Annotated in this window: 17 protein-coding genes; 13 read left to right on the top strand and 4 right to left on the bottom strand. The window is 72.2% G+C overall.

The window, feature by feature from the left end; all coding sequences use genetic code 11:
• Positions 1–66 precede the first annotated feature (66 nt).
• The gene (locus tag ACZ6S5_RS17155; RefSeq protein WP_466001385.1) at positions 67–399 is read left to right on the top strand and encodes a hypothetical protein; all 333 of its coding nucleotides are present in this window, start codon (positions 67–69) and stop codon (positions 397–399) included.
• A gap of 6 nt (positions 400–405) precedes the next feature.
• Positions 406–1,326 (top strand): ATP-grasp domain-containing protein, encoded by a 921-nt coding sequence (locus ACZ6S5_RS17150; protein ID WP_466001384.1) that lies wholly within the window; start codon positions 406–408, stop codon positions 1,324–1,326.
• A 113-nt stretch (positions 1,327–1,439) separates the two neighbouring features.
• Here the strand turns inward: ACZ6S5_RS17150 and ACZ6S5_RS17145 are convergent, their stop codons facing one another.
• Both ACZ6S5_RS17145 and ACZ6S5_RS17140 read right to left on the bottom strand, forming a co-directional pair.
• Positions 1,440–3,113, bottom strand: a complete 1,674-nt coding sequence (locus ACZ6S5_RS17145; protein WP_466001382.1) for a right-handed parallel beta-helix repeat-containing protein — start codon at positions 3,111–3,113, stop codon at positions 1,440–1,442.
• An 89-nt stretch (positions 3,114–3,202) separates the two neighbouring features.
• Positions 3,203–4,165 (bottom strand): COX15/CtaA family protein, encoded by a 963-nt coding sequence (locus ACZ6S5_RS17140; protein ID WP_466001380.1) that lies wholly within the window; start codon positions 4,163–4,165, stop codon positions 3,203–3,205.
• A gap of 98 nt (positions 4,166–4,263) precedes the next feature.
• On the opposite strand from ACZ6S5_RS17140, the gene ACZ6S5_RS17135 reads away from it, so the two are divergent.
• The 10 genes from ACZ6S5_RS17135 to ACZ6S5_RS17090 all read left to right on the top strand — a co-directional run bounded on the left by ACZ6S5_RS17135 (position 4,264) and on the right by ACZ6S5_RS17090 (position 12,478).
• A complete protein-coding gene (locus ACZ6S5_RS17135) occupies positions 4,264–5,010 on the top strand; it encodes a helix-turn-helix transcriptional regulator (protein ID WP_466001378.1) in 747 nt (248 codons plus the stop codon).
• A complete protein-coding gene (gene sufB / locus ACZ6S5_RS17130; RefSeq protein WP_154227702.1) occupies positions 5,007–6,437 on the top strand; it encodes a Fe-S cluster assembly protein SufB in 1,431 nt (476 codons plus the stop codon). Before ACZ6S5_RS17135 ends, sufB begins: the two co-directional genes overlap by 4 nt.
• Before the next feature lie 94 nt (positions 6,438–6,531).
• On the top strand, positions 6,532–7,674 hold the full coding sequence (gene sufD / locus ACZ6S5_RS17125) for a Fe-S cluster assembly protein SufD (protein ID WP_466001376.1): 1,143 nt from the start codon (positions 6,532–6,534) through the stop codon (positions 7,672–7,674).
• Entirely contained in the window at positions 7,674–8,000 is a 327-nt protein-coding gene (locus ACZ6S5_RS17120; RefSeq protein ID WP_466001375.1) for a non-heme iron oxygenase ferredoxin subunit, read from the top strand. The genes sufD and ACZ6S5_RS17120 overlap by 1 nt, the downstream gene beginning before the upstream one ends.
• The gene (sufC, locus tag ACZ6S5_RS17115; protein ID WP_466001373.1) at positions 8,000–8,773 is read left to right on the top strand and encodes a Fe-S cluster assembly ATPase SufC; all 774 of its coding nucleotides are present in this window, start codon (positions 8,000–8,002) and stop codon (positions 8,771–8,773) included. The genes ACZ6S5_RS17120 and sufC overlap by 1 nt, the downstream gene beginning before the upstream one ends.
• A gap of 11 nt (positions 8,774–8,784) precedes the next feature.
• Positions 8,785–10,089, top strand: coding sequence for a cysteine desulfurase (locus tag ACZ6S5_RS17110; protein WP_466001371.1), 1,305 nt, complete (start codon positions 8,785–8,787; stop codon positions 10,087–10,089).
• Positions 10,089–10,565 (top strand): Fe-S cluster assembly sulfur transfer protein SufU, encoded by a 477-nt coding sequence (sufU, locus tag ACZ6S5_RS17105; RefSeq protein WP_466001369.1) that lies wholly within the window; start codon positions 10,089–10,091, stop codon positions 10,563–10,565. Before ACZ6S5_RS17110 ends, sufU begins: the two co-directional genes overlap by 1 nt.
• Entirely contained in the window at positions 10,562–10,924 is a 363-nt protein-coding gene (locus tag ACZ6S5_RS17100) for a metal-sulfur cluster assembly factor (protein ID WP_466001367.1), read from the top strand. Before sufU ends, ACZ6S5_RS17100 begins: the two co-directional genes overlap by 4 nt.
• A 210-nt stretch (positions 10,925–11,134) precedes the next feature.
• Complete coding sequence (locus ACZ6S5_RS17095) at positions 11,135–11,767, top strand: LysE family transporter (protein ID WP_466001365.1); 633 nt, start codon at positions 11,135–11,137, stop codon at positions 11,765–11,767.
• Positions 11,768–11,815: 48 nt separating this feature from the next.
• On the top strand, positions 11,816–12,478 hold the full coding sequence (locus ACZ6S5_RS17090; RefSeq protein WP_466001363.1) for an acVLRF1 family peptidyl-tRNA hydrolase: 663 nt from the start codon (positions 11,816–11,818) through the stop codon (positions 12,476–12,478).
• Between the two features lie 332 nt (positions 12,479–12,810).
• Here the strand turns inward: ACZ6S5_RS17090 and ACZ6S5_RS17085 are convergent, their stop codons facing one another.
• Both ACZ6S5_RS17085 and ypfJ read right to left on the bottom strand, forming a co-directional pair.
• On the bottom strand, positions 12,811–13,245 hold the full coding sequence (locus ACZ6S5_RS17085) for an NUDIX hydrolase (protein ID WP_466001361.1): 435 nt from the start codon (positions 13,243–13,245) through the stop codon (positions 12,811–12,813).
• A 104-nt stretch (positions 13,246–13,349) separates the two neighbouring features.
• Complete coding sequence (ypfJ, locus tag ACZ6S5_RS17080; protein WP_466001500.1) at positions 13,350–14,264, bottom strand: KPN_02809 family neutral zinc metallopeptidase; 915 nt, start codon at positions 14,262–14,264, stop codon at positions 13,350–13,352.
• A gap of 248 nt (positions 14,265–14,512) precedes the next feature.
• Here ypfJ and ACZ6S5_RS17075 point away from each other — a divergent pair, with 248 nt between their 5' ends.
• Positions 14,513–16,120 (top strand): ABC-F family ATP-binding cassette domain-containing protein, encoded by a 1,608-nt coding sequence (locus tag ACZ6S5_RS17075; RefSeq protein WP_466001359.1) that lies wholly within the window; start codon positions 14,513–14,515, stop codon positions 16,118–16,120.
• Positions 16,121–16,133 lie beyond the last annotated feature (13 nt).

The raw sequence follows: 16,133 nt of genomic DNA, 5'->3' as shown, positions 1-16,133 counted from the left end.
AATTGGCATCACAATTAGTTCATCGTTCTCGCACACGTGGGTGGAACTCTGCTTAGGCTTCGCGTCATGGCAGATGGTTCCGATACGACGCTGACGGCTGACAAGACCGCCGAGCAGGCCCCCAACGGTCTGGTCGCGGGCATCAAGTCGTTCGCCGCCGGGCACGGCGGGGCGAAGGCGGTCATCGAGTACGTCGGCAAGCGCGGCGCGCGCATCGTCCTCGTGGGTGAGGACGGGGCGTGGGCCGACCAGTTCGCCGACGGCACCGACATCGCGCGGCAGGCCTGCGCCACGGCCGGGGTCGCCGTCGAGAACGCCTGGGAGCGTGAGCTGATGGACCAGATGCGGCCGAGCAACGACCTCTGGCGGTCGATGGCCCGACGCACGATGGCCCGTTGACATAAATTGACCAACCACCACCAGTCGACCCGGGGGGAACCCCGGGTCGCTCTCGTCACCTGTTCCGCCCTGCCCGACCTCGACCCGGACGACCGGCTCGTGCTCGGCCCGCTCGCCGCGCGCGGCGTCACCGCCGAGCCGGCCCGCTGGGACGACCCGGCCGTGGACTGGTCCGGTTACGACCTGGTCGTGCTCCGCTCGCCCTGGGACTACGCGCTGCGGCGCGACGAGTTCGTCGCCTGGGCGCGTACGGTCCCGCACCTGGTCAACCCCGCCGACGTGGTCACCTGGAACACGGACAAGCGCTACCTCGCCGAGTTGTCGGCGGCGGGCGTGCCGACCGTGCCGACCACCTGGGTCGAGCCGGGGGAGCGCTGGGCCCCGCCCGCCGACTCCGGCGAGATCGTGCTCAAGCCGGCGGTCAGCGCGGGCAGCCAGGACACCGGCCGGTACGACCTGGCCGACCCGGAGCACCGGAAGCTGGCCGAGGCGCACGTACGGCGGCTCTCCGCCGCCGGCCGGGTCACCATGGTCCAGCCGTACCTCGGCGCGGTGGACACCGCCGGGGAGACCGCGCTGCTCTTCCTGGCGAGGCCCGACGGCCTGGCGTTCAGCCACGCGATCCGCAAGGGGCCGATGCTGACCGGCCCCGACCTGGGCGTGGCCGAGCTCTACAAGGAGGAGCGGATCGACGCCCGGACGGCCACCCCCGAGCAGCTCGACACCGCGGAGAAGACCCTCGCCGTGGTTCCGGGCGGCACGGACCGGCTGCTCTACGCCCGGGTCGACGTGATCCCCGGCCGGGACGGCGCGCCCGTCGTGGTCGAACTGGAACTCACCGAGCCGAGCCTGTTCATCGGGTACGCCCACGGCGCCCCGGACCGCCTCGCCGCGGCGATCGCCACCCACCTGACCGCGGGCACCTGACCGACCGCCCCCGGGCGGGGCCTGATCGACCCCGGGTTGCGGCATCTCGGGGCCTCCGGGCCCGATGACACCCCCAGCTGCCGCAACCCGCGTCGGCCACTCGCCCGGCGGCGTCAGGGCACGTCCTGGTGGTTGCGGTGCCAGTGGCCGCCCACCGGCGGGGTGTCCAGGCGCACCGCGGCCTCGGCGTTGCCGACGAAGTCGTTGTCCTCCACCCGGCAGGACAGGCAGCTGCCCCGGCCGGTGACCCACAGCCCGTACGTCTGGGTCCGGTCGTCCCGGTGGTCCCAGATCCGGTTGGCCCGCACCGTGGCGGAGTCGAACGCGGCGTTGACGGCGATCCCGGCCCGGATCGGCGGCCCGTCCGGCAGCTCGTACCGCGCGCCGGGGTGCGGGATGTCCTCGTTCCAGCCGGTGACCGAGTCCGGTCGCACCTCGGCGAGGGTCAGCTCGGTGTCGGTGTTCGCGACGACCACGGCGGTGTGCGAGCCGACCCGGACGATCTTTCCCCGGTGCCCGTCGGGCGGCCAGTGTGCCGCCGAGTCGACCATCTTCCGGTCGCCGTAGCGCACCGACTCGCCCGCCCCGCTCGCCGCCGGCGCGCAGCGGCGGCCGTTGTTGCGGATCCGGTTGTTCACCACCGTGGCGTCGGTCATCGGCCGGTCGATCCGGATGCCGTCCAGCCCGTTCTCCCAGATCTCGTTGCCGTCGAGCACCACGTCGGCGGCCGGCCCGGTGAAGCCGTGCCCCAGGTCGTGCTCGTGGTACCCGTACCCGCCGTTGCGGCTGATCCGGTTGCCCCGGATCGTGTACGGCCCGGGGGAGTTGCCCATGCTGATCCCGTCCCCGACGTTGCAGTCGATCACGCAGTCGGCGAGCAGCCCGCCGCGCCCGGCGATGCCGGCCGTGCCGTTGGCCGAGACGTCGAAGCCGGCCTCCAGGTTGTCGCTGAGCGTGCAGCCCGTGACGATCAGCCCGTCGGTGCCCCAGTCGGAGATGCCGAACCGGTTGGCCTGGCTGTGGCAGCCAATGATGCGGTAGCCGCGCGGCGGGGGCCACCAGTCCTTCTGCAGCTCCAGGAAGATCCCGTTGGTGCCGTTGCCGACCGTGGTGCAGTTGGCGATGGTGAGCCGCTCCACCTCGCCCCAGCCGCCGACCCCGATGCCGATGCCGGCGCCGCCGATCTCCTCGCCGTTGTCCAGCCGGCCGCAGCCCACCGCGACCACCCCGTCGATCAGGCTGTCCTGGAGGAAGTCGCAGCCCAGGCCGCTCGCCCCGGTGTGGTGGATGTAGAGGTTCCGGAAGACCCCCCGGACCATGTACTGGATGCCCAGGCCCTTGGCGAGGTAGCAGTACTGGACCTGGCCCACCCCGGAGCCGTCGATCTCGAAGTCGGCGAAGGTGCAGTCCGCGATGTGCCGCTCCCGGCTGGCCCCGTGCTGCAGCACCGTCCAGTACGCCAGCGGCACCGGGGCGGCCCGGTTGCCCTCGTTGCTCAGCAGGAAGCGGGTCGCCGCCGGACCGGCGCCGATCAGGGACACCCCGCTGCGCCACACCGTGCCGGCGTCCCGGATCGAGTAGATCCCGGGCGGGCACCAGATCACCCGGGCCCGGCCGTCCGCGGCGTACCCGTCGCCCAGCCGGTCCACCAGGGCGGAGAGCGCCGGCTGGTCGTTGGTCACCCCGTCGCCGGTGAGCCCGAACTCCCGCGCGTCGCACCACAGCGGCGCGCCGGCCACGGGGGTGAGCCGCTGCGGGACGGCGGTGGACAGCCCTCTGGTGGACACGGGCGCTCCCCTCGGCGTACGGATCTCTCCGCCGCCGGGTTCCCGCCCGGTCCCGGGGTTAACGCCGGGCGCGGTGTCCCGGTGTCGGGTCAGGCGACCGCGGTGACCGGTTCGGCGGCCGGCGCGGGCCGCACCGGCGGCGCGACCGGACGGCGTTCCCGGGTCGACCAGAGCACCGCCAGGGTGGCCAGCAGCACCAGGCAGGAGCCGAGCATGTGCGCGGCGACCAGGACGACCGGCAGGTGGGTGAAGTACTGCACGAAGCCGATCAGTCCCTGGCCCAGCTCCACGGCGACCAGCACTGCGGCGGCCCGGGCGGCCCGGGTGGCGCGGACCGCGCGGAACGCGAGGACCATCGCCACCGACAGGCCGATGAGCAGGAACACCCCGTCGGCGTGCACCTGGGAGATCGCCTCGGGATCGAGCCCGTTGCGGGCCGCGCCCTGGTCGCCGGCGTGCGGGCCGCTGCCGGTCACCCAGGTGCCGACCACCAGCACCGCCGCGCTGACCAGGGTGGTGAGCAGGGCGAGGGTACGCAGCGGCGCCGGCACGGTGGGCGTCGCCGGCTCGTCCGGTTCGACGATGCGCCGCCAGAGGGCGTACGCGGCGGCGATGACCACCATCGAGGCGAGGAAGTGCAGCCCGACCACCCACGGGTTGAGGTGGGTCAGCACGGTGATCCCGCCGATCACCGCCTGCGCGGGGATGCCCAGGAGCACGGCGACCGAGAGCGGCAGCAGCCCGCGCCGGCGGGGGCGTTGGGCGAGCACGCCCAGCACCACGGCGAGCGCGATGATCCCCACCACGAAGGTGAGCAGCCGGTTGCCGAACTCGATCGCCCCGTTCACGCCCATCTCGGGGGTGGTGGTGTACGACCCGTCGGTGCACCGGGGCCAGGTCGGGCAGCCGAGCCCGGAGCGGGTGAGCCGGACGCCCCCGCCGGTGACCACGATCGCCACGTTCGCGATGATCGAGGTGTACGCGAGGCGCGCCAGCAGCGTCGGGGAGACCGGGAACCGGACGGAAGGCTTCACGGAGCGAATCCTACGCACCGTAGTGGATCCCGATCGGGTGACTCCGCCACCCCGGTGGTCGGGATCACCGGACCCCGGGTTTGCGGGCCCTCGGCGAATTACGTAACGTTGCCGTTGTGAAAAACGCGGCGCTCTCCCGAGGCCCGGTGACCCGTGCGGTCGCCAGCTCGGCCGCGTCCGCCGACCTCTCCACCCGGGACCGGGTCACCCAGCTCCTGCTGGAGCGGGGCGCGACCACCGCCGCCCAGCTCGGCTCGGCGCTCGGGCTCAGCCCGGCCGCGATCCGCCGTCACCTCGACGCGATGCTCGCCGACGGCGACGTGGTCGCCCGCGAGCAGGTCGTGCGGGGCAGCCGGGGCCGGGGCCGGCCGGCCAAGGTCTTCGTGCTGACGGAGGCGGCCCGGGTGCGCTGCGGCACCCACCACTACGACAACATGGCCACCGCGGCGCTGCGCTGGATCGCGCGCAACGGCGGTTCCGCGGCCGTGGAGGCGTTCGCCGCCGACCAGGTCGCCGCGCTGGAGGCGCGCTGCCGGGCCGCCATGGAGGACGCCGGCGACGACCCGCTGGCCCGGGCGGAGGCGCTCGCCGGGGCGCTCACCGCCGAGGGCTACGCTGCCAACGCGTCCACGATCGCCTCCGGCGGCCAGCTCTGCCAGCACCACTGCCCGGTGGCACACGTGGCCGCCGAGTTCCCCCAGCTGTGCGAGGCCGAGACGGCGGTCATCTCCCGTCTGGTCGGCACCCACGTGCAGCGCCTGGCCACCATCGCGCACGGCGACGGGGTGTGCACCACGCACATTCCCGCCCAGCCGCGTGCCCAGTCCGGTAACACCGTCACCACTGTGAGGACAGATAGATGACCGAGCAGATCGTCCAGCCCCTGACCCAGGAGGAGCAGCTCGCCGCCCTCGGTCGCTACGAGTACGGCTGGGCCGACCCCGACGTCGCCGGGGCGTCCGCCCAGCGCGGCCTCAACGAGGCGGTGGTCCGGGACATCTCGGCCAAGAAGAACGAGCCGGCCTGGATGCTCGACCTGCGCCTGAAGGGCCTGCGGCTGTTCGGGCGCAAGCCGATGCCGGCCTGGGGCGCCGACCTCACCGGGATCGACTTCGACAACATCAAGTACTTCGTGCGGTCCACCGAGAAGCAGGCCACCAGCTGGGAGGACCTGCCCGAGGACATCAAGAACACCTACGACCGGCTGGGCATCCCCGAGGCGGAGAAGCAGCGGCTGGTCGCCGGCGTCGCGGCGCAGTACGAGTCCGAGGTCGTCTACCACAAGATCCGTGAGGACCTCGAGGAGCAGGGTGTCATCTTCCTCGACACCGACACCGCGCTGCGCGAGCACGAGGACATCTTCAAGGAGTACTTCGGCACGGTGATCCCGGTCGGCGACAACAAGTTCGCCGCGCTGAACACCTCCGTCTGGTCCGGTGGCTCGTTCATCTACGTGCCGAAGGGCGTGCACGTGGAGATCCCGCTGCAGGCCTACTTCCGGATCAACACGGAGAACATGGGCCAGTTCGAGCGGACGCTGATCATCGTCGACGAGGGCGCGTACGTGCACTACGTCGAGGGCTGCACCGCGCCGCTCTACTCCTCGGACTCGCTGCACAGCGCGGTCGTGGAGATCATCGTCAAGAAGAACGCCCGGTGCCGCTACACGACCATCCAGAACTGGTCGAACAACGTCTACAACCTGGTCACCAAGCGCGCCGTCTGCCACGAGGGCGCCACCATGGAGTGGGTCGACGGCAACATCGGCTCCAAGGTCACCATGAAGTACCCGGCGGTCTACATGACCGGCGAGCACGCCAAGGGCGAGGTGCTCTCGGTGGCCATGGCCGGCGAGGGCCAGCACCAGGACGCGGGCGCCAAGATGGTGCACGCCGCGCCGCACACCTCCTCGACCATCGTGTCGAAGTCGATCGCCCGGGGCGGCGGCCGCACCTCCTACCGGGGTCTCGTGCAGGTGCTGGAGGGCTCGCACAGCAGCCGGAGCACGGTCAAGTGCGACGCCCTGCTGGTCGACACCATCTCCCGCTCCGACACCTACCCCTACGTCGACATCCGCGAGGACGACGTGTCGATGGGGCACGAGGCGACCGTCTCCAAGATCAGCGACGACCAGCTCTTCTACCTGATGAGCCGGGGGCTGAGCGAGGACGAGGCGATGGCGATGATCGTGCGCGGCTTCATCGAGCCGATCGCCAAGGAGCTCCCGATGGAGTACGCCCTCGAGCTCAACCGCCTGATCGAGCTCCAGATGGAGGGCGCGGTCGGCTGACCCGGCCAGCCCTCGCGCGGCCCGGACCCGTCGCGCCGCGTCGCGACCAGCCCGACCGACCCTCCGATTAATCGCTGAACAGACCAAGGAAGAGATGACTACCCAGGCTTCCGCGCCGCCCGCCACCAAGTCGCAGGCGCTCCGCTCGTACGACGTCGCCGACTTCCCGGCCCTGACCGGCCTGGAGGAGGAGTGGCGTTTCACCCCGCTCAAGCGCCTGCGCGGCCTGGTCGGTGGGACGCAGGCCGCGACCGGCGCGGTCCGCCACGAGTACGCCGACCTGCCCGAGGGCGTCACCGTCGACCGGATCGGCAAGGACGACCCGCGGGTGGGCAGTGTGCTCACCCCGTTCGACCGGGTCAGCGCACTGGCGTACGGCGGGGTCGAGCAGGCGCTGCTGGTGCAGGTCGCGCGGGACGCCGTGGTCGAGGCGCCGGTGAGCCTGCGGGTGGTCGGCGAGAGCGCCGACGCGCTGGCCTTCGGCCACACCTTCGTCGAGGTGGGCCGGTTCGCCGAGGTGACCCTGGTGCTGGAGCACGCCGGCTCCGCCACCCTCGCCGACAACGTCGAGGTGGCGGTGGCCGACGGCGCGAAGCTGACCCTGGTCACCATCGCCGACTGGGCCGAGGACGCCGTCCAGGCGCAGCACCTCAAGGTGAAGCTGGGCCGCGACGCCAAGGTCGTGCACGTGCAGGTGAGCCTCGGCGGTGACCTGGTCCGGCAGTACACCTCGGTGGAGTACGCCGAGCGCGGCGGCGAGGCCGAGCTGTACGGCCTCTACTTCGCCGACTCGGGGCAGCACCTGGAGCATCGGCAGCTGGTCGACCACACCGTGCCGGACTGCCGCAGCTACGTCGGCTACCGGGGCGCCCTGCAGGGCGACAGCGCGCACACCGTCTGGGTCGGTGACGTGCTGATCCGGGCCGAGGCCACCGGCACCGACACGTACGAGATCAACCGGAACCTGCTGCTGACCGACGGCGCGCGGGCGGACTCCGTACCCAACCTGGAGATCGAGACCGGCGAGATCGCCGGCGCCGGGCACGCGAGCGCGACCGGCCGCTTCGACGACGAGCAGCTCTTCTACCTGATGGCCCGCGGCATCCCGGCGGAGGAGGCTCGCCGCCTGGTGGTCCGCGGCTTCTTCGCCGAGCTGATCAACAAGATCCCGGTCGAGGAGCTGCGCGAGCGGCTCGGCGACGCGATCGAGGCGCGCCTGACCAAGGCCGGCGCCTGATGATCCGGATCTGCGCCGTCGAGGACGTGCCGAAGGGCACCGCGATCAGTGCCGACGTCGACGGCACCCAGCTCGCGATCGTGCACGGCGACGACGACAACTTCTACGCCGTCTACGACGAGTGCTCGCACGCCGCCGTGCCCCTCTCCGAGGGCGAGGTCGAGGGCTGCACGCTGGAATGCTGGCTGCACGGATCCCGTTTCGACCTGCGTACCGGCGAGCCCACCGGGCTGCCCGCGACCGAACCCGTTCCCGTCTACCCCGTCGAAGTCCGCGACGGCGACATCTACGTCAGCCTGACGCCGAGCAATGGAGTGACCCGATAATGAGCACCCTGGAGATCCGCGACCTGAAGGTGTCGGTCAAGCTGCCCGAGGGTGAGCTCAAGCCGATCCTGGCCGGTGTCGACCTGACCGTGAAGTCGGGCGAGACCCACGCCATCATGGGCCCGAACGGCTCCGGCAAGTCCACCCTGGCGTACTCGATCGCCGGTCACCCAAAGTACGAGATCACCGGCGGCTCGGTGACCCTCGACGGCGAGGACGTGCTGGCCATGTCCGTCGACGAGCGGGCCCGCGCCGGCCTCTTCCTGGCCATGCAGTACCCGGTCGAGGTGCCCGGCGTCTCCGTCGCCAACTTCCTGCGTACCGCCAAGACCGCCATCGACGGCGAGGCGCCGAAGCTGCGCACCTGGGCCGGCGAGCTGCGCGGCGCCATGGAGAAGCTCCAGATGGACCCGGCGTTCGCCCAGCGCAACGTCAACGAGGGCTTCTCCGGCGGCGAGAAGAAGCGGCACGAGATCGTGCAGCTGGAGCTGCTCAAGCCGAAGATGGCCATCCTCGACGAGACCGACTCCGGCCTCGACGTGGACGCGCTGCGTGTGGTCAGCGAGGGCGTGAACCGGGTCCGCGACACCGGCGACACCGGCCTGCTGCTGATCACCCACTACACCCGCATCCTGCGCTACATCAAGCCCGACTTCGTGCACGTCTTCGTGGCCGGCCGGATCGTCGAGCAGGGCGGCCCGGAGCTGGCCGACAAGCTCGAGGAAGCGGGCTACGAGCGGTACGTCGCCGGGGCCGGTTCGGCGCGGGCCTGAGCGAGCACCCGATGACCTCCATCGCGATCCCGGCGGGCATGCCGCAGTACGACGACGTGCCCCGCTTCGACGTGGCGCGGGTGCGGGCCGACTTCCCGATCCTGGACCGGGAGGTCAACGGGCACCGGCTGGTCTACCTCGACAGCGCCAACACCTCGCACAAGCCGCGGCAGGTGCTCGACGTGCTCGCCGAGCACTACGCCCGGCACAACGCCAACGTGTCGCGCTCGGTGCACACCCTGGGCACCGAGGCGACCGAGGCGTACGAGGGGGCGCGGGCGAAGGTCGCCGCGTTCATCAACGCGCCGAGCGTGGACGAGGTGGTGTTCACCAAGAACTCCACCGAGGCGATCAACATCGTGGCGTACGCGTTCTCCAACGCCTCGCTGCGCCCTGACGCCGACCCGCGGTTCCGGATCGGCCCCGGCGACGAGATCGTGATCTCCGAGATGGAGCACCACTCGAACATCGTCCCGTGGCAGCTCCTCGCCGAGCGGACCGGCGCGACCCTGCGCTGGTTCCCGGTCACCGACCACGGCCGGCTGGACGAGTCCGGGCTCGAGGAGCTGGTCACCGAGCGGACGAAGATCGTCTCGCTGGTGCACACCTCCAACATCCTCGGCACGGTCAACGCCACCGCGCGGATCACCCAGCGGGTCCGGGAGGTGGGTGCCCTGCTGCTGCTCGACTGCTCGCAGTCGGTGCCGCACATGCCGATGGACGTGGTCGACTACGACGTCGACTTCATCGTCTTCACCGGCCACAAGATGTGCGGTCCGACCGGCATCGGCGTGCTCTGGGGCCGGTCCGAGCTGCTGGCGGCGATGCCGCCGGTCATGGGCGGCGGCTCGATGATCGAGACGGTGACCATGGCACGGTCGACGTTCGCCGCACCGCCGGCCCGGTTCGAGGCGGGCACCCCGCCGATCGCCGAGGCGGTGGCGCTGGGCGCGGCCGTGGACTACCTCACCGGGGTCGGGATGCGCGCCATCCAGTGGCACGAGAAGGAGCTGACGGCGTACGCGCTGGACGCCCTCGCCACCGTGCCCGGGCTGCGGATCTTCGGCCCGAACGTGCCGGTCGGCCGGGGCGGGACGATCTCGTTCGCGCTCGGTGACGTGCACCCGCACGACGTCGGGCAGGTGCTCGACTCGCTCGGGGTGCAGGTGCGGGTCGGGCACCACTGCGCGAAGCCGGTGTGCACCCGGTTCGGCGTTCCGGCAATGACCCGGGCGTCGTTCTACCTGTACACCACGACGGAGGAGATCGACGCGCTGGTGGCCGGTCTCGAGCAGGTGCGGAAGGTGTTCGACTGATGCAGCTCGACCAGCTCTACCAGGAGATCATCCTGGACCACTACAAGCACCCGCACGGCCGTGGCCTGCGGGACGCGGGGGACCCGGACGCCCGGGTCGGCGAGGCGCACCACGTCAACCCGACCTGCGGCGACGAGATCACCGTGCGGGTGGCCACCGACGGCAAGGTGTTCACCGACATCTCGTACGACGGGATGGGCTGCTCGATCAGCCAGGCGTCGGCGAGCGTGCTGCACGAGCTGCTGCGCGGCCGGGCCGCGGACGACGCCGCGGTGGTGCACGAGGCGTTCGTCGAGTTGATGTCCGGGCGTGGCCAGGTCACGCCGGACGAGGACGTGCTCGGAGACGGGGTGGCGTTCGCGGGTGTCGCGCGCTATCCGGCCCGGGTGAAGTGTGCGTTGCTGTCGTGGATGGCGTTCAAGGACGCCGCGGCACGCGCCGGGGTGGGCGTGAGCCCGACGGAGGTGAAGGCATGAGCGAGGAGACCGCCACCACGCCGGCGGCCGGCGGCAAGGCCGCCGTCGCCGACATCGAGGAGGCGATGAAGGACGTCGTCGACCCCGAGCTGGGCATCAATGTGGTCGACCTGGGTCTCGTGTACGGCGTGCACGTCGACGACGACAACGTGGCGACGCTGGACATGACGCTGACCTCGGCGGCCTGCCCGCTGACCGACGTGATCGAGGACCAGGCCCGGCAGGCGCTGACCACCGGTCCCGGCGGGGGACTGGTCAACGACATCCGGATCAACTGGGTGTGGCTGCCGCCGTGGGGTCCCGACAAGATCACCGACGAGGGACGCGACCAGCTCCGCTCCCTCGGCTTCAACGTCTGACCGGCACCCGGTCACCCGTCGAGCGCGACACCCCTCGGGGCGTCGCGCTCGACGCGTTCCAGGGGAAACCGGGTGGCGGGGGTCGCGGGCGGGGCGGCAGGATGAGCGGGTGATCGAGGCGTACCCGAAGCAGGTCCCTGTCCGCGCGGCCACCGCCGCGCGTCGACAGCGCACCGCGCCCAGGTCCGCCTCGACCCGCCGCCCACCGTTGTGACCGGGGCGTTCCTCGCCGGTCTGGTGGCCGGCTACGGCGTCGCCGTGCCGGTCGGCGCGATCGCGATCCTCATCCTCGGCCTCAGCGCCCGCACCGGGTTCCGGGTCGGCGCGGCCGCGGCGCTCGCCGTGGCCACCGCCGACGGCCTCTACGCGGCGGTCGCCGCGCTCGGTGGTGCCGGCCTGGCCGGGGTCATCGCGCCGGTCGCCGGGCCGCTGCGGGTGGTCGCCGCGCTGGTGCTGCTCGGCCTCGCCGGCCACGGGCTGTGGCGGACCTGGTCCACGCGGCGGACCCGGGAGGTCGCGGAGGCGGCTGCGGGACGGGGGCTGAACAGCCCCGGCCGGGCCTACGTGGTGCTGCTGGGCCTGACCCTGCTCAACCCGGCGACGGTGGTCTACTTCGCCGCGTTGGTGCTCGGCCGCCAGGACACCGCCGATCCGGATCCGGCCGCCGCCGCGCTCTTCGTGGCCGGGGCGTTCCTGGCCTCGGCGAGCTGGCAACTGGTCGTCGCCGGCGGCGGCACCATGGTCGGCCGGGTGCTGGCCGGCCCACGCGGGCGCCTGGTCACCGGCCTGGTCTCCAGCGCCCTGATCGCCGCCCTCGCGGTGGCCACGCTGCTGCCCGGCTGAGCGACGCCCGCCGGCCCGACGACGGCCGCCATGTCGTACGGTCGTGCCATGAACAGCCGACCCGCGGCCGGGGGCGGCCGGTGGGTCGAGGTCGACCCGGCCCGCGTCGCCCGCTGGGTCGAGGGCTTCGCCGACCGGCACGGGCCGCCCACCAGCACCGTCGAGGGGTACGGTCTGCTGCTCGCCGCCCCGGACGGCGCGACCGCCGAGCTGCGCACCCCGCCCGGCGCCCGGCAGAGCGCGGACATACCCGGATTCGTGGCCGCGGCGGCGGCGCCCCGGCGGCTCGGCCTGCTGCTCGCCCGCAAGGGCGCGGTGGCGGTCGGGGTGGCCGACGGCACCGAACTCGTCGTCTCCAAGGTGGACACCCGGTACGTGCAGGGGCGCACCGCCGCCGGTGGCTGGTCCCAGCAGCGGTTCGCCCGCCGGCGGGACAACCAGGCGAAGGCGGCCCTGGGTGACGCGGTGGAGCTGGCCGTACGCCTGCTGCTGCCGGAGGCGGCGACCCTGGCGGCCCTGGTCTGCGGCGGCGACCGGCGGGCGGTGGACACGGTGCTGGCCGACCGGCGGTTGGCCCCGCTCGCCGCGCTGCGCGCGGACCGGCTGCTCGACGTGCCGGAGCCCCGGCACGCGGTGCTGGTCGGCGCGGTCGCCGCCGCCCGCGCGGTGCACATCCTGGTCCGCGACCCCGACCGCGACGCCCTGGGCTGATCCGGCAGGACCGTCGGGCCGAGGTTCGGGTCCGGACGCGGCCGTCGTCCAGGTCTGGTGCGTGGCTGCCCTTGCCGGGCTGGCCGTGCTCCGGCGGTCCTCGTCTGGCCGCCGGCCGTACGAGCCGTTCATCTCGTGGCAGAGGCTACGAACTTGATGACGTAGCCGACTCGCGTCGATCGATTCCGGCGCGGCCCGAGCCCGCGGTGGCGCGCGGTCACACCCGGTGCGCTGAGTCGTGCACGTCATCAAGTTCGTAGGCGGAACGAAGGCATGCCGGCCCTCGTCCGACCGACCGCGGCGTCGCCGCGCCTGCGGGAAGCGGCCGGCGCTCAGGCCGGGTCGAGCCGACCCAGGAACTCGTCCTGCTGGTCGGCGAGCGGGGCGGTCAGCGGCAGCGGGGTGAACCGGCAGGCGAATCGGAGGCCGTCGTCCTCGCCGTCCCCGGCGACGACGTGCGCCCACTCGCCGGCCGGCCCGCCGGTCGCCCGGAGCTGCACGTACGTGGTCCGGCGGGCGCGGCCGGTCACCGGGTGCGGGCGTTCGCTCACGCCCAACTCGGCGACCACCTCGACGCCGGTCAGCCCGGTCTCCTCGGCCACCTCCCGGACCGCGGCGTCGGCCGGCGTCTCACCCGGCTCCAGCCCGCCGGCGGGGACCTGGGTGCCGGCCTCGGGGAAGTCGAGGTGGTCGAAGACGAGCAGCTCGGGGCCGTGCGTGCCGGGTCGGACCACGTACGCGGCGACCCGGAGCCGGGGTGCGGTCATCGGGTCATCCTGCCCCGGCGCCGCCCTCGCCCGCTGCCCCTGGACAGGGCGGGACCCCGGCGACGGAGCGTCGCCGGGGTCCCGATGCCGACCCGGGGAGCGGGTCAGAGGCTGCCGCCGAAGGTGTCGCAGGCCTTCGGGTCGCCGGTCGAGTAGCCCTTGGTGAACCACTGCTTGCGCTGCTCGGAGGTGCCGTGGGTGAACTCGTCCGGGTTCACCGGGCGGCCGGCGCGCTTCTGGATGGCGTCGTCACCGATCTTCTCGGCGGTGTCGATCGCCTGCTGGATGTCCTGCTCCGTGATGCTCTTGAAGATCTTCTGGCCCTGCTCATCGGCGGTGCCGGTGGCGTTCTTCGCCCAGGCGCCGGCGTAGCAGTCCGCCTGCAGCTCCAGCTTCACCGAGAGCGCGTTGGCGCTGTTCGGGTCGCGCTGCTGCTGCCGGCGCATCTGCGCCTCGGTGCCGAGCAGGTCCTGCACGTGGTGGCCGTATTCGTGGGCCAGCACGTACGGCTGGGCGAACTCGCCCTCCGCGCCGAGCTGGTCGGCGAGCAGACGGTAGAAGGTGAGGTCGATGTAGACCAGGTCGTCGGCCGGGCAGTAGAACGGCCCGACGCCGGAGTCGGCCGCGCCGCAGCCGGTGTTCACGTTCTGGCTGAAGAAGACCGTCTTGGCCGGCTGGTACTGCTCGCCGAAGACCTCCGGCATGGCCTTGCGCCAGTACGCCTGGATCGAGTTCACGTAGAGGGTGTTACGGCAGTCCAGCTGCTGCAACCTGTCATTGGCGGAGCACTTCTGCTCCAGGGAGGTGTTGTCACCCTGGTCGGAGCCGCCGCCCCCGCTCATCGCGTTCAGTCCGAAGCCGCCGCCGACCAGGGCGACGAGCACGGCGATGATGATGCCCACGATCCCGCCCCGGCCGCCGCCGATCGGGATCGGAATGCCCATCCCGCCGCCTCCGCCGGACCCTCGCCGATCATCCACCTGGCTGGTGTCGATCCGCGCGTTCTCGTTCAGCTCCATGTTGACCCCGATCACCGATTAGTCCATGTGTGGTGGTTGCGGTACCGGACCGGGTCCGGACGACGTTTTCGGTACCCGATGATCTTGTCGGGTAATCCGGGGGGACCACCAGGGGCGGCCCGGTACACTTGGCCGCGTGCTGCGCTGCGAAGGCTGAACCGCCCCGCGCCGACGGGAACTGATGACCCGCCGGCGCTTTCGCGTGCCCTGAGTCAGCCTTTCCGGACCCCGAGAGCGAGTACCTCGAAATGATCACTGCCACCGGCCTGGAACTGCGCGCCGGTTCCCGGATCCTGCTGTCCGACACCACCCTGCGGGTGCAGCCGGGCGACCGGATCGGCCTGGTCGGCCGCAACGGCGCCGGCAAGACCACCACCCTGAAGGTCCTCGCCGGGGAGGGGCAGCCGTACGCCGGGCAGCTCGACCGGCGCAGCGCGATCGGCTACCTCCCGCAGGACCCGCGCACCGGTGACCTGGAGGTCACCGGGCGGGACCGGGTGCTCTCCGCCCGCGGGCTGGACGTGCTCATGGCGCAGATGACAGAGCTGGAGGCGAAGCTCGCCGAGGGCGCCGACGACGAGCGGCTGGTCCGCCGCTACGGCGCGCTGGAGGACCAGTTCGCCTCCCTCGGCGGGTACGCGGCCGAGGCCGAGGCGGCCCGGATCTGCGCCAACCTCGGGCTGCCCGACCGCGCGCTGGCGCAGACCATCGGCACCCTCTCCGGCGGCCAGCGCCGCCGGATCGAGCTGGCCCGGATCCTGTTCCGGGACGCGGGGGAGAACGGCGGCGGCATCCTGCTGCTCGACGAGCCCACCAACCACCTCGACGCGGACTCGATCACCTGGCTGCGGGGCTTCCTGGCCAACCACAAGGGCGGCCTGATCGTGATCTCCCACGACGCCTCGCTGCTGGAGGCGGTGGTCAACAAGGTCTGGTTCCTGGATGCCACCCGTTCCGTGGTCGACGTCTACAACCTGGGCTGGAAGGCGTACCTGGAGGCGCGGGAGACCGACGAGCGGCGTCGCCGCCGGGAGCGGGCCAACGCCGAGAAGAAGGCCGGCGCGCTGATGGCCCAGGCGGACAAGATGCGGGCCAAGGCCACCAAGACCGTCGCCGCGCAGAACATGGCCCGCCGGGCCGAGAAGCTGCTCTCCGGTCTGGAGGAGGTTCGGGTCGCGGACAAGGTGGCGAAGGTCCGGTTCCCCAACCCGGCGCCGTGCGGCAAGACCCCGCTCACCGCCTCCGGCCTGTCCAAGTCGTACGGGTCGCTGGAGATCTTCACCGACGTCGACGTGGCGGTGGACCGGGGCTCCCGGGTGGCCATCCTCGGCCTGAACGGCGCCGGCAAGACCACCCTGCTGCGGATGCTCGGCGGCCTCCTCGAACCGGACACCGGCGAGGTGCGCCCCGGCCACGGCCTGCGCCTCGGCTACTACGCCCAGGAGCACGAGACCCTGGACGTGGACCGGACGATCCTGGAGCACATGCGCAGCGCCGCCTCGGAGCAGACCGACACCGACCTGCGCAAGATCCTCGGCGCGTTCCTGTTCTCCGGCGAGGACGTGGACAAGCCGGCCGGGGTGCTCTCCGGTGGGGAGAAGACCCGGTTGGCGCTGGCCACCCTGGTCTGCTCGGGCGCCAACGTGCTGCTGCTGGACGAGCCGACGAACAACCTCGACCCGGTCAGCCGGGAGCAGGTGCTGGACGCGATCGCCCGCTACCCGGGCGCGATCGTGCTGGTCACCCACGACCCCGGTGCGGTCACCGCGCTCAAGCCCGACCGCGCCATCCTGCTCCCCGACGGTGACGAGGACGCCTGGAGCGACGACCTCCTCGAACTCGTCGAACTCGCCTGAGCGTCGGGTGGAT

The organism is Micromonospora sp. NPDC051924 (assembly GCF_055586005.1).
This window is presented reverse-complemented; position numbering and strand designations above follow the sequence as displayed.